Source organism: Flavobacterium sp. KH_001 (assembly GCF_057840745.1).
Window position 1 is genome coordinate 4408879 of sequence record NZ_CM174520.1, and the last position, 14316, is coordinate 4423194.

Annotated in this window: 9 protein-coding genes; 2 read left to right on the forward strand and 7 right to left on the reverse strand. The window is 35.7% G+C overall.

From position 1 onward, the window contains the following. Nucleotides 1-509: 509 nt before the first annotated feature. Nucleotides 510-944 (forward strand): DUF6526 family protein, encoded by a 435-nt coding sequence (locus AC3ITQ_RS18855; protein WP_489235681.1) that lies wholly within the window; start codon nucleotides 510-512, stop codon nucleotides 942-944. Nucleotides 945-1341: 397 nt separating this feature from the next. Here AC3ITQ_RS18855 and AC3ITQ_RS18860 read toward each other — a convergent pair whose 3' ends face one another. Beyond that, on the reverse strand, nucleotides 1342-2763 hold the full coding sequence (locus AC3ITQ_RS18860; RefSeq protein ID WP_489235682.1) for an MATE family efflux transporter: 1422 nt from the start codon (nucleotides 2761-2763) through the stop codon (nucleotides 1342-1344). 175 nt (nucleotides 2764-2938) lie between these two features. Then, a complete protein-coding gene (locus AC3ITQ_RS18865) occupies nucleotides 2939-3415 on the reverse strand; it encodes a MarR family winged helix-turn-helix transcriptional regulator (protein WP_489235683.1) in 477 nt (158 codons plus the stop codon). 170 nt (nucleotides 3416-3585) lie between these two features. Between AC3ITQ_RS18865 and AC3ITQ_RS18870 the strand changes: the two genes are divergently transcribed. Beyond that, nucleotides 3586-4500 carry a hypothetical protein gene (locus AC3ITQ_RS18870; protein WP_489235684.1) on the forward strand — a complete coding sequence of 305 codons (915 nt, stop codon included), beginning with the start codon at nucleotides 3586-3588 and terminating at the stop codon, nucleotides 4498-4500. 442 nt (nucleotides 4501-4942) lie between these two features. Here AC3ITQ_RS18870 and AC3ITQ_RS18875 read toward each other — a convergent pair whose 3' ends face one another. The 5 genes from AC3ITQ_RS18875 to AC3ITQ_RS18895 form a co-directional block, all read right to left on the reverse strand. Continuing rightward, complete coding sequence (locus tag AC3ITQ_RS18875; RefSeq protein ID WP_489235685.1) at nucleotides 4943-6967, reverse strand: glycoside hydrolase family 97 protein; 2025 nt, start codon at nucleotides 6965-6967, stop codon at nucleotides 4943-4945. A gap of 25 nt (nucleotides 6968-6992) precedes the next feature. Then, the gene (locus tag AC3ITQ_RS18880) at nucleotides 6993-8237 is read right to left on the reverse strand and encodes a glycoside hydrolase family 99 protein (RefSeq protein WP_489235686.1); all 1245 of its coding nucleotides are present in this window, start codon (nucleotides 8235-8237) and stop codon (nucleotides 6993-6995) included. Between the two features lie 394 nt (nucleotides 8238-8631). Further along, the gene (locus AC3ITQ_RS18885) at nucleotides 8632-10146 is read right to left on the reverse strand and encodes a RagB/SusD family nutrient uptake outer membrane protein (RefSeq protein ID WP_489235687.1); all 1515 of its coding nucleotides are present in this window, start codon (nucleotides 10144-10146) and stop codon (nucleotides 8632-8634) included. A gap of 24 nt (nucleotides 10147-10170) precedes the next feature. Then, on the reverse strand, nucleotides 10171-13110 hold the full coding sequence (locus AC3ITQ_RS18890) for a SusC/RagA family TonB-linked outer membrane protein (RefSeq protein ID WP_489235688.1): 2940 nt from the start codon (nucleotides 13108-13110) through the stop codon (nucleotides 10171-10173). A 92-nt stretch (nucleotides 13111-13202) separates the two neighbouring features. Continuing rightward, the gene (locus AC3ITQ_RS18895; RefSeq protein WP_489235689.1) at nucleotides 13203-14285 is read right to left on the reverse strand and encodes a hypothetical protein; all 1083 of its coding nucleotides are present in this window, start codon (nucleotides 14283-14285) and stop codon (nucleotides 13203-13205) included. Nucleotides 14286-14316 lie beyond the last annotated feature (31 nt).

A 14316-nucleotide genomic window follows, 5' to 3' on the forward strand; every position in this document is an offset into this window, starting at 1 on the left:
CAAAATCTTGCATCTTTCCTCTTGCCTCTATAATCTATTTTCTATACTCTATTTTCTATACTCTATATTCTCCCTCTTTTCTCTAGCCTCTTTTCTCTTGCCTCTTGCCTCTAAAATCTATTTTCTATACTCTATACTCTTACTTCTTGCTTCTTGCATCTTGCTTCTATTTCAAAAAATTCACAATTCACAATTCACAATTCACAATTAACCATTAAGTTGAAATCATATAACAATATCCTCTTAAAATATAACAAGAAAGGTTTACAATAAAGCTAATTTTACCTCAACGAAATAAAGCCATTGAAAACGAAATAAAGCCATTGAAACTGATTTACATGCAATTACGGCTTTTTTAAAAATACAGATAACACTAAGAAAACCCCAAAGGAAATCTTTCGGGTTTATATATAAGAAACATTGGTTATGTTAGTTTATTTTGAAAAAAAAGCTATTCTATTCATAGGATAGCTTTTCTTTTTTTAACTTTAAACCTAAATCCAAAAACTATGAAAATTCAAACCTATTACAACCACATACGTTTTTACACTCCCCATCATTTTGTTTATTATCCCATTTTAATGCTCTTTCTTATTGCCAGTATTTACTTTGCATGCACGACAGATCAGCCATTAATTTGGTCTTTTATAAGTGTAGTATTTATATTCCTGTTTTGTCTTGCCTTTATGTTGCGTCAGCATTACGCCTTAATTTTGCAAAACCGCATTGTAAGATTAGAACTTCGCTACCGTTATTTCACCCTAACCGGAAAAAGACTTGAAGAATTCGAATACAAATTAACCGACGATCAATTATTTGCCCTAAGATTCGCACCCGATGATGAATTCCTTCCACTTCTAGAAGATGCCATAAAAAACAGCCTTCCAGGAGATTCTATAAAAAAAGCCATAGTCCACTGGAAAGCTGATTATAATAGAGTTTAAAAAATTAAATTATGAGTTATGAATTATGAGTTATAATTCATAACTCATAATTTAATCAGGGCGTGCCACCTTTTAAGAAAAGGCCCAATCAACTTTGCGTTCATTGGGCCTTTTCTTAAAAGCTGTCGGGCTATCCACGCTACTTCGGTAGCTCGCTCCTATCCCTCACGCAGACCAGTTTTCATAAGACAATTATTGTTTTAAAATTTCAAAGCATTTTTAAATAACAAAAAAGAGACGCACTGCTGTGCGCCTCTATAATATTTTCTAAAAAACTATATTCCTGTAAGTCTTTACCTCTCTGAGCCATAAAAAACCTTAGAACCTTAGCAACTCAGAACCTCAGAAGCTTCCTAAAAAAAACCTCAGACCCTTAGCATCTTAGTACCTTAGACCCTTACTTAACACTCTCAAACCCTTCCTTCACAATCTCTTTCTCCACTTTATCAATCAATTTATTTGTTTTACCGGTTAAGCGTTCTTTTTTCCAATCGCCTTTAGCATAAATAACTAAGGTAATTAATCCCGTAACAACAGATGAAATAGGAAAAGCCCACCAAATTCCAACTTTACCAAGCGATGTATTATGCGATAAAATATAAGCTAACGGAAACTGAATCACCCATTGCGAAACCAAAGTCAAAATCATTGGCAGCGTCGTATTTCCAACCGCTCTGAAAACGCCCATTAAACAAAGCTGCAAACCCAGAAATCCCCAGGAAAGACAAGTAATTCTTAATAACTGAGTTCCACCTTCGATTACTGCGGGATCGTTCGGAACAAAAAATGCAATTAAATAGGGCGCAAAAGCATAGGCAATAATTCCAAGTCCGCTTAATAAACCGAAACCTAAATAACCACCTAATTTTCCAATTTGAGCCGCACGGGCAATATTTCCGGCACCAATATTCTGTCCCACTAAAGTTGCGATCGCCATAGAAAGTCCTAACGCCGGAATCAAAATCAGCTGAATTAAATTAGAACCTGCTCCGTATGAAGCAACTGTTGTCGTTCCGAAATGTACAATCAAAAAAGTAATTGCCATCATACCAATCGCACGCATTGACTGTTCGATTGAGGATGGAAAACCAATTTTAAAAGCTTTTTTAATATGTTTATAATCTGGTTTAAAATCTTTTAGCTGCAAATGAATACCATGTTTTCCTCTGAATAAGATGAAAAACCCAATTATAATCGCCAGACTTTGAGTCGATAAAGTTGCCAAAGCCGCTCCTTTTACACCCATTGCCGGAATAAAATTCCACCCAAAAATAAACAAAGGATCCAATGCGAAATTCAGAATCACAGTTCCCAAAACAATATAAACCGGCAAAGTCACACGACCAACCCCACGCATCACCGACTGGAAAATCATAAAACTAAAACTAAAAACCAGTCCTATAAAAGCCACACGCATAAAACCCAAAGCGTCTTTATAGACCTCTGGTGTTACTTGTAAAATTTGCAAAAAATACGGACTCAACCAATATCCAATAATCGATAATACCACCGAAACACTAATCACCATCAACAAAGTCTGCGCGGCGACATGATTGACCATTTCCTGTTGTCCCGCACCAAAATATTGCGCAATTAAGATTGATCCTGCAATCGCAAGACCCGTTCCCAAGGCAATCGTTAAAAATATAACCGGCGTACTTACCGACACCGCCGCAACAGCATCTCCACCCAAACGGCCTACCCAAAAAGCATCCACCAATTGATAAGCAGCCTGCAAAAGATTCGCTATCATAATAGGCACCGCTAATTTTAATAAGGAGGATAATATCGGTCCTTCTAATAATTCTTTTTTATTCATTTTTTTATTTTATATTTTTTTGCCACTCCCGATAGCTATCTGGATACACAGATTAAAATGATTTCAGTCTAATTTTTTTTTCAAAATCTGCTTAATCTCCAGCAAAATTTTTCTTTCTTCTAGCTTCTTTCTTCTTTATTCTAAATTCTATGTTCTATACTCTATATTCTATGTTCTATATTCTCTCCAATCTATCAGCATAACTTCTTATAGTTTTCAAAGCTTCAACTCTTTCTTTAGCCGTAAAAACAGAAAGCACCTCATCTTCTGATTTTTTCATTAAAGTGCGAATAGTTTTAGCCAATACCATTCCTTCTTCTGTAAGGCTAACTACATTTTTGCGCTTATCGGTTTTATCTTTTCTGACAACAAGCAAGCTCTTTTTTTCTAATGCATTAATGCTTCTTAAAATGGAAGATTTGTCGCGCATGGTTTTATCAGATAGTTCTCTTTGAGAAAAATCTTTATGTTGCAAAATCATAATTAATGGCAATTGTTCTAACTGCAAAGTAATTCCGGCTTCGCTCATTAAAGCATTTGTACGACGAAAAAGAGCCTTTTTAATTCGGTGAATCTGAAATAAAAAACTGTCTGCAATTTCAGTACTAAAAGCTTTATCAAATGGTTCTGAATTTGTGTTTGTGTCTGTCATAATGCAAAATTACAAAAAAGAGTGACATATCAACTAAATTTAACAAAACCTATAGTTAACTGACTATCAAAGGAATTAATCAAATAATAAAAGCAAAAAAACGAATTGCATGATTTTTTTTGTTAACTTTAATTGTTAAAACTATCCACCAAAACTTAAAAATAAATCTCATGAAAAAATTATTTTCTTTATTGATTATTTCCCTTTTTTGGTTTTCGGCAAATGCTCAGACTACTGCTGAAATAGCTGCCGAGAATACTTTACCTGCCGTACAAGACAATTCTGACATACCTCAGGATTATGATCCTGAAGATTTGCCTTGGCATGCAAGACGCTTTAAGTTTAACGCTGGTTTCTTTTTTCCCACAAATAGTGCAGAGGTACAAGTAGGTACAAACAATGGCGATTCTGGAAGTTTGATTGATTTTGAAAAAGACTTGGGATTTAATAGAACTTCTACATCATTTGCTGCTAGTTTTGAGTGGAGAATTTCCAGAAGATCAAGACTAGGAAGTGAGTTTTTCTATCTAAAACGAACCTCAACCAAGAAGTTGGAAAGAGACATCGAATTTGGTGATAATACCTATAATATAAATACAACTGTTTCATCATTTCAGGACACTCAAATCGCTCGTATATATTATGGTTATGCCTTTATATCAAAACCAAAATACGAAATTGGAGCTCTTATTGGAGCGCACGTTTTATTTGGTGATGTTGGTTTAAAAGTTGAAGGAGAAAATGCACAAGCAGAATATAAAGATAATTTTGATTTTACCGCGCCACTCCCTGACTTAGGGCTTTGGGCAGAGGTTGTTTTAGCAAAAAAATGGGGGCTTTATGTAAATACAAATTATTTCGCCCTAAAAATTAACGATATCGACGGTCGCATACTAAGTTATAACCTATCTGTTTTATATAATGTCTACAAAAATTTTAGTTTGACTGCCGGTTATACTGGTTTAAATATTAGAGTTGATGTTGAAAAAGAAAGACTTAACGGATACTTTAAATGGGGATATAATGGCCCTACTTTAACAGCTACCTACTCTTTCGGAAATCATGTTAAACTTTATAAACACTAATTTTTTGTTTCAGGTTTCAAGTTTCAGGTTGCTTGACTTTGAGCATAAATTTTACCGCAAAGTTCGCTAAGTTTTATTACTTCAATGGTTTTACAAAAAAGAAAAGTTCGCAAAGCTTTGAGTTAATCTAGCTTTGCGAACTTTGTGTTTTCTAAACATACAGTTAGATAAAAAACTTAGCGAACTTTGCGGTAAAATCACCCGTCTAGCTTGAAACCTCAAAACCTGAAACTTTACAATTACAGTTTTTCAGTTTATAAAAGTAATAGAAAATAAGTGAATGTTTACTACTCCAATCTTATATGATCTAAAACATCACCATTCTTCAATCAGACTAAAATGAACTTATATCACTTATATGGTAAAAAAATAACAAACCCGACATCTTATTAAAAGATATCGGGTTCATTGCCAAACTCAAACTTAACTTAAACTAACTCAATTATTTCTGTATTGGAGAGAATTTTATAGCTGTTCCTCCGCCAGCTGCGAGTTTAATATCTAATACTGTTTTACTGTTTACTTTTTGCTTAGAAATGGTTACCGGATACGGATTTGTTTTGTAGTTTGCTCCTGCACCATCGGCATAAATTTCGGCTTCGTATTCTTTTCCTGCATCTAAAAAGGACAGTTGAACTTTAAGATCTCTGGCGTCTTTGTTTGTAATCGATCCTAAATACCAGTTTTTCTCATCCCAGTCTTTACGGGCAATTGTGGTATATTCTCCAATTTTAGAATCTAAAACTTTGGTAAATGACCAAGTGCACGGAACGTCTTTTATGAATTGAAATTCCGGTTTTCCAACATAATTTTCAGGTAAATCGGACGCCATTTGCAACGGACTGAAAATAATGACATACAATGCCAGTTGATTCGCTAAAGTGGTTTGTACCCTCGCTCCTGATGGCGTTTTATAATCAAAATTGAAATTCCCCGGTGTATAATCGAACGGTCCTGATAACATTCTTGTAAAAGGCAAAGTTGTCAAATGCTCTGGAGTATTTCCGCCATCAACAGACCACGCATTATATTCCTGACCTCTTCCACCTTCCTGAGACATGAAATTCGGATACGTACGCTGAATTCCCGTTCCTTTCATTGGTTCGTGGTTGTCAATCATAATGTGATATTTAGCCGCCGTTTCGATTACTTTTCGGTAATGACGTGCTCCGTACTGGCTGTCGTGCCATTCTTTTTTGTCTAAATATTTGTTGACATAACCTGTTTTAACCGAATTCACACCCATTTTCTGATACAGTTTAAATGCATCTTCTAATTGGCTTTCATAGTTTTTTGTAGCACCTGCCGTTTCATGATGTCCAATTAAACGAACATTTTTAATGGCTGCATATTTGGTTATTTCTTCCAAATTAAAATCCGGATATGCTTTTACAAAACTAAATGCAGATCCATCGGCTGTCCAGTCGCCGTCCCAGCCTTCGTTCCAGCCTTCTACCAGAACGCCGTCAAAATTATTTTTCGCAGCAAAATCAATATATTCTTTTGTATTCTTAGTTGTGGCTCCGTGTTTTGGACCTTGTCCCCAAGTGAATTTCTCCAAATGCATTCCCCACCAAATTCCAATATATTTTGAAGGCGTAATCCAGGAAAGATCTTCAATTTTTGAAGGCTCATTCAGATTTAGCATAATAGTTGACGTTGCAACATCACCGGGCGTTTTTCCAACCACAATAGTTCTCCAAGGTGTTTGAAAAGGCGTTTCAGCATATACTTTTACACCATCTGCCCACGGCACTAAATCACTTTTGTACTGTTTGTCGCTTGTTTTTAAAAGTGTCATCGAAGCAAAATCAGTCAAATTGGCTTCATGAATGGCAACGTACAATTTCTCTTTGGTTTCAAAAGTGGCCGGAGTATTGATTGTATCCGTTTTACTGATTGGCGTTTTGCGATAGGTACTTTCATAATAGCTGTTTTCACGATGCACCGGAATCCACCACACCTCGTTATCAGACTTAAAAGTGAACTGGGTAACTTCATTCGAAATTTTCACTTTCCCTAAATGAGGCTGTTTCGGAAAAGAATATCTAAAACCTACTCCATCATCAAAAACCCTGAAAATGATATCAACCAAACGTTCTTCCCCTTTTGATTCTTTTAAATGAACAATCAATTCGTTATGATGATCTCGCACTTTTTTGAATTCTCCCCAAGGTTGTTCCCAAGTTAGATCGGCACCTTTTTCTTCGGTAGAAACCACTTCAAAACCTTCTGTCATTTTTTGAATTCCCTGAAATTCGAATCCCATTAATGAAGGCTCAATAACCGATTTTCCATTAGATGTAAAACTGTATTGAGGCTGACCTGAAGCTGTTAATTCAAAAACTAATTCGGTGTTTTTATCCGGAGAGCTGATTTTGTATGTTTTTTTAGTACTGGCACTGCAAGCGTAAATCAAAATTGACGCGAAAAGGATTAGACAGTAGCTATATCTTATGTTTTTCATTATTTAATTGTATTAATTACAACTCTTATTTTATTTCACTAATTAATTGTTTCGCTTTTGCAGGCTGCATCGAAACAAAATAATTAAAAGCCTGATCTAATTTATGCTGGACATCGGTATTGCCTTTCTTTTCTACTCTTAGGTTATACAGTTTGCTTATATCAGCAAAAGAGGATTCGGTATTTTTGACACCTGCAAAGGCTTTCACTTTTTCGATGTAAGTATAGCCAAATTCTACTGTCGGCTCAAACATAGTTCCTTCCCCAAAGTCATTCCATGTAATCAGTTGCAGGTAATTTAAATTGCCATTTTTAGCTAATGCAAGTGTCTCGTCCAAAGTAGCTCCATTATTGTGTTCAATTGTCCAACCGATAGCTGCACCACCTCCACCTTCGGCATAAAAATCTTTAAAACCAGGATAAGCACCTCCCATAGCAACAGAAAGTTTTGGTTTTGTATTGGTGTAAAAATTGATCAAATAGCTACTGTTTTTATAAACCCAGGCATACTCGCCGGAAGCATTAGCGCCCGCTTCAACTGATTGATCCCAAAGGGTTAAAAAAGTAGGTTTTGTAGTCAGCGTACCAAAAATATTGGTCCATTCTGCAGGTGTTTGCAATACAATTGGTCCAAAGTTCAATAATAATGGTTTTCCGTTTACTTTGATGTAATTGGCATCATCAAAATAATTTTTCTCCATATAGGCTAAATCAGTTTTGGCAGCGCTGGTTACAGAAATTGCTTTTCCGGCATTGACAACATTTGTCGTTACTCTGTCTTCGTAAACAATTGCATATTCCAGCCCTACTTTGTCTAACATAGCAATTAGCTGTTCTGTATTTTCTTTTACCATTCTGTAATCATTAACATCATAAGTGCCATACCAATCGATCAAAACACCATCAATTCCTGAATATTTCATCAATAATAAATGATTTTCAATCACATTTTTATCACCTGAATGATACGGGCCAATTAGAGGATAATAATAAGATGCTATTTCCCGACGATTGTTTGCTCCTATTGTATTCGGATTTTTGTTGGCCATTGTCCAGTGATATCCCCATTTTTTATCGGCACTACTTTCATTGGTTTCAAACCAGGGCATGTAATGCACATAAATTTTGGTACTATTTGTTTTTTCAATCGCAACAGGCTGAATTGTTTCTGGTTCTGTTGGTTTATCTGGACTTTTGTCATCGCTGCTGCATCCAGCGGTGACTAAAATGTTCATGACACCAAAAAACAATAATGTGATATATCTTTTCATATTGAAATACTATTTGTTTTTATAACTGTTGATGGCTATTTTTTTTTTGCCACAGATTAAAAGATTTTCACAGATTATTTTAAATCATTTTAATCCGTTCATCTGTGGCTGAAATTTTCTCTCGCAGATTTGGCAGATCTGGCAGATTTTTTTTAATCATTCTACCCCGTAAAATCTTTGCCTAAATTATTTCACGCAGATTTAAAATGATTTAAGCAGATTCTAAAAGATTTATTCAAACTCATTTAATAAATCTGCACTATCTGCAGAATCTGCGAGAGACAAAAATTACTTTTCAATCCTAATAATCCTTTATCCCGATAGCTATCGGGAGTGGCATAAAATATGTCAGCCTTCCACGACTAACCAACATGGAAGACTGACATTCAATAACCTAATTCAGAGGATAACCAGGATTCTGTTTCAGGTTTTTATTTGTAGTTAAAACAGTACTTGGAATAGGGAAAATTGCTCTATATTTTTCTGTTGTACCTTTTTCCCACCATTCCAGGAAGAATGTTCCAAAACGAATATTATCTGTTCTTCTTCTTCCTTCAAAAGTAAATTCCTTAAGCAATTCCTGGTCAATAAAATGAAGATCGATTGTTGCTGGCATTTCTTCTCCGGCACGCGCTGTAACTTGTTGTAGAAATGGTTTTGCCAAATCTGCAGATCCTAAACGAACGTAACATTCTGCCTGCATCATCAAGATTTCGGCATAACGAATTACAACTAAATCATGATCGCGTTCCCATTGTTCTCCAGCTTTCATTTCGTATTTACCCAAACGAACACCTTCATTTTCTTTAGCATCAGCAACACTTGTTACTTCTTCTGTATAGGTTAAAGGTTCTCCATTATCCATAACGATAACCTGCCCGTTTGCTAAATTGATCTGATCTCCGGCAACCATACATTTTTTTCTTCTGTCAGTATCAGCAAAAGCAGAATAAACACCTGGCTGTGCACACATTCCGTTAGCGCTCCAAGGATAATCTCCAATTGGCGAAAGTGTCAGTTTATGCAAATAATGACAAGACATTGAGGACATGTAGTTTCCAACTGTTCCCGCTTTTGAATCATAAGGAATGGCAAAAATAATTTCAGGTGACTTTTGATTATCTGTAGCAAAATTGGTGAAGAAATCCGGTGCCAAAGTATAACCCGTTACTTTCTGACACATATCGATACAGTCCTGCCAACGAGCCGTTCCTATAAAAGCTTCTGAATTTAAATACAATCTGGCCAAAAGAGAATAGGCAACATTTTTTGTGAATTTAGAATATACCACGTTTGCAGTTAAATGCGGAATAGCGTCCAACAACTCTTTCTCTACAAAATCATACACTTGTTTACGGGTAGAATTTGATGGTAAAGCTGTATCTTCAAAATTGGTCACAATTGGCACATTTCCGAATAAATCCAAAAGATTATAATAGTAATATGCTCTTAAGGCTTTTAATTCAGCATAAATTGGTGTTTTTGCTGCATCAGTCAAAGATGATTTATCGATTTGATAAATGATCGAATTGATCTTTGCAATTCCGGTATAATTGTAACGCCAGGCAGAAAGAATCATACGATTGTCTGCTTTCCAGGTATGTCTTTGTGCATCCTGATATTGTCCCCCATCGTACCAGTTTGTTCCTCTGGTCGGAATTGTCGCTTCATCAGAAACCGTTTCATTTAAAAAGAATACATACTCACACGTTGGATAATTATTTGATATCCCATCTGCAAATCCTCTTAATGAAGAATACGCACCTCCAACTAATGCATCAATTTCTTTGGGAGTATTTCCAAAATTCCCATCTTCTACTCTATCATATAGTTGTTCATCTAAATCGGTACATGATGATATCGTAAAGAGCATGCTTATTAATAATGCTGCTGTTATTTTGATTTTCATTTGTTCTATTTTTGAGTTAATCGCTTAATTATTAAACGTAAAATTTAATCCAACAGAAATCGTTGTTGGTCGCGGATAATTATTGTACTTATCGATTCCAGGCGCTGCCAATCCCGTTTGATCTTGACCATCTTGCGCATTTAAACCGATCTCCGGATCTACACCTTTATAACCTGTAATTACAAACAGATTTTCTCCCATAGCATAAACTCTGAATTTTGATGATTTAGATTTCAATGGCAAAGTATACCCCACTGAAAGTGTCTGAAGTCTGAAGAAAGAAGCATCTTCTATCCAATAATCTGAATATTTTGGAGATGAAGTAAGACCGCTGTTTAAGAAATCATCCGGCACATTATAGGCTGGTAATCTGTTAGGATCATTTAACATCATATTGGTTGCATTTAATGCTTTTTGCCCAAACATTCCGTAACCAGAAACACCTAAATCAAAATTTCCATAGGTGAAATTCATACCGATACCTAAAGTCAAATCTGGCTGAATATTTCCTAAATCTGTTTTATCAGCATCTGTTAAAGCACTATCTGCCACTACAGCTCCAGCTGCATTGTAGTACTGAATTTTCCCGTCAGCATCAAGTCCAGCATTTTTGAATCCCCAGAAAGTTCCAACGGGATATCCTTCCGCAATAATTTGAGAATATTGTCCAGACATACCCGCTAATCCGTGTAAAGATCCACTGTAAATAACATCTGTCTCATAAGTTGTATTCGACAGTTTTTCGATTTTCTGAACGTTGTGTCCTAAAGTTAAATTCGCATTCCATGAAAATTTATCTCCTTTAATAATGTCCGCATTCAATGTAAGCTCAACTCCTTTGTTTGACATTTCACCAACGTTTGCCAACATCGTTCCCACTAAATAGGGAGGCTGAGGCACTTCATAAGTGTATAACAAATCGTCTGTTGTTTTTGAATAATATTCAAATGAACCTGTTACTCGGTCAAATAAGGTAAAATCGACACCAATATTTAATTGTTTAGTAGATTCCCATTTTAAGTCAGGATTTGGATTTTGTTTTGGAGAATAAGCCAAACTCCAGGTTTGCGTAACCGGATCGTAGTAACTATCATTTCCAACTCCTAAGATGGAAAGTGATTTATATTCGCCAATTCCATCCTGATTTCCTGTAACTCCGTAACCCACTCTTAGTTTTAAATTACCCAACCAGTCTTTTGAACCGCTCATAAATTCTTCGTTAGAAATTCTCCATGCTGCAGAAGCTGATGGAAAAGTTCCCCATTTATTGTTTTCTCCAAAACGGCTAGAACCATCTCTTCTTACTGTTGCAGTAAACAAATATTTGCTGTCAAAACTATAATTAGCACGAGCATAGAACGAAACTAAATTTGATTTCCCTTTATAAGAATACACATCGCCTAAACGGTAATTATATCCTGCACCTAAATTGTTATAACTAAAAGCATCTGATACAAAACCACTTCTTTGTGCGCCGAAACCTTCGTAAATATTCTCTAAGTATGAATAACCACCTAAAGCACTAATAGTGTGTTTTCCAAAAGTTTTATTGTAATTCACATACAATTCTCCTTGTGCGTTAGTATATTCTGCGTAGGTTTTTTGAGCATAACCATCTTCAGTTCTTCCTTCCATAACGGCATATGTTGGCTTATAAGTACTTCCCTGAACTGCATTATGTTCTAATGAAATATTGGCAACAGCCGTAAAATCATTTAAAAATTTAATCTCTGTTTTAAAATAACCTAAAAGTCTGTGTCTTTCATTATCAACAGTTCTGTTGGTTAAAATTTCAACCGGATTTTCATAAATTGTTCCTCCAACTGAAGTAAATTCACCATTAGCGTCATAAATCGGAATCGTTGGATTTAAATTGTATGCACGCTCAAAAATTCTGTAATCTAATGGATGCCATTTGTCGATATTGGCGAATAAACCCATATCAAATTTTACATCCTTATTATCTCCGAGATATTGGTATCCACTAACGTTTCCGCTTAATCTTTCTAAACCTGTTGATTTGATAACCCCTTCATTATTCAAATAAGAAAGAGACATTCTGAAACCGCTATCCGCTTTACCAGAATTGATACTTAGAGTGTGCGATTGTGAAATAGCAGTTTGTTCGATTGCTTTTTGCCAATCTGTATTTCCTCCATAATCAATTGCATCCTGGTTTCCGGTTTGACGGACATATCCTCTCCATTGATTTGCTGATAAAAGATCTAAGTTATCATTCACATAACCAAAACTTGATAATCCGCTATAGGTAACAGAAACGCCTTTTGTTCCAGATTTTGTGGTAATGATAATAACTCCATTTGCCCCTCTTGATCCGTATATGGCTGTCGCCGAAGCATCTTTTAAAACGTCTACCGATTTAATATCAGAGGGCTGTACCACATTGATATCAACACCAGCAATTCCATCTACTACAATAAGCGGACTATTACTTGCTGTTAAGGAAGTTCCTCCACGTAAACGTAAAGTAGAACCAGCTGCAGGATCTCCAGAAGGACGAATAACATTTAAACCTGCCACTTTTCCTTGCAAAACCTGCTCTGTAGAAGAGATTGTTCCTTTTACTAAATCGTCTGCTTTAACGGTTGAAATAGCTCCCGTTAAATCTGATTTCTTTTGCGTTCCATATCCAACAGAAACAACCTGTACTTCTGCCAACTGATAACCATCGTTTGGTAAACGAACATCAATATTAGCCTTTGTTGCCGATGTAATTTGAACTTTCTGAGTTGTTGTTCCTATAAACGAAACTTCAATCGAACCTCCTACGGCTACAGACAATGTAAATCTTCCGTCAAAATCTGTTGTGGTGGCGTTTTTAGTACCCACCTCAATAATAGAAGCGCCCGGCAATACAGTACCTGTATTGTCATAAACGGTACCTGATACCTGCTTTTTTTCCTGAGCAAACATTCCTGCCGAAAGAAAAAGAATGAAAATCATGAATACCACAGTTTTAGTAGTCCACAGATGCTGCAGGACTATTTTTTTATTTTTACTGTTCATTAGAATTGATGTTTTAATTTGATAGTGAATTATTTGTCTAGAGTTTTAAGAGGAATCGTGGTATCCGAAATTGTTTTGTCCTTATTGTCTTTTACCAAAACATGAATTTCAGTTAGACCAGGAATTCCGTTAAGTTCAGAAACCAAATTGACAAATCCTTTTATCTCAGCTGTTCCTCCGGCAAATTCACCAGAAATCACTTTACTGCCCGCGTTAATTGTGTAAATTAATTTGTTTACACCTGGCTCGTTGTTTTTACGAGACATTCCGAGGAAATCTCTTTGACTAATTTGTAAAGGGAAAAATCCAAATACGGGTGGCGGTGGCGGAATATATTCTCCGGCGTAAATTATCTGATCACCAGAATTAGTGGTCCAGTCTTTTGCTACGAACAGAAAAGTAATATTTTCCATAACAAAACCCGGTTCGGTATTATAATATTCCTGTGGAATCAAATCCATTCTGTAAAAACCATTTCCAAGATCTTTCAACTTTGTTTTTTCAGATACTTCCGGAATCCAGGCCTGATATTCCTGTAAAACGGCCCAATTATTTAAACCACTATGGAAGTGTACACTCGGCACTCCACTAAAACCATCTTTTAGGTTTGAATTAAATAAAATACTAACTGGTTTGTCAATTGTTGGTTTTGTTGGATAAGATCTGATTAACTCATTTGCAGTATAAAAAGAGGAGAAATCAGTATAAGCTACATTAGCAACATCACTTTGCTTCGATCCGTTTTTGTTTTTTAAACGGAACCAAAATCCTGCGCTTGCTGCAATTTGATCTGGAGTTTGAGAAAAGTAAACGGTTGGCGTTAAGGTAAAACTCCAAACTTTATCTCCTTCATATTTCAGTTTCGCAAAATCTGACGAATTTTCCCAGTTTCCTGCATCTGGTTCAGATGGTGACCACATCCATAAATATAGATCTTCGTTTTCTGCAAAAGTGGATGCTGACATATCAAAATACCATGTCACCTGTTCATCGTATTTGTAAACTACCGGAAATGATGATATAGGCCCCACAGCTCCTGCAGCTTCCTGAGCCTGGATAAAATTAGGTGCCATCAAAAGGGCAAGTAAAATTGTATATATAAACTTTTTCATATGTATTTAATATTTGTTTTTTGTCGGAATA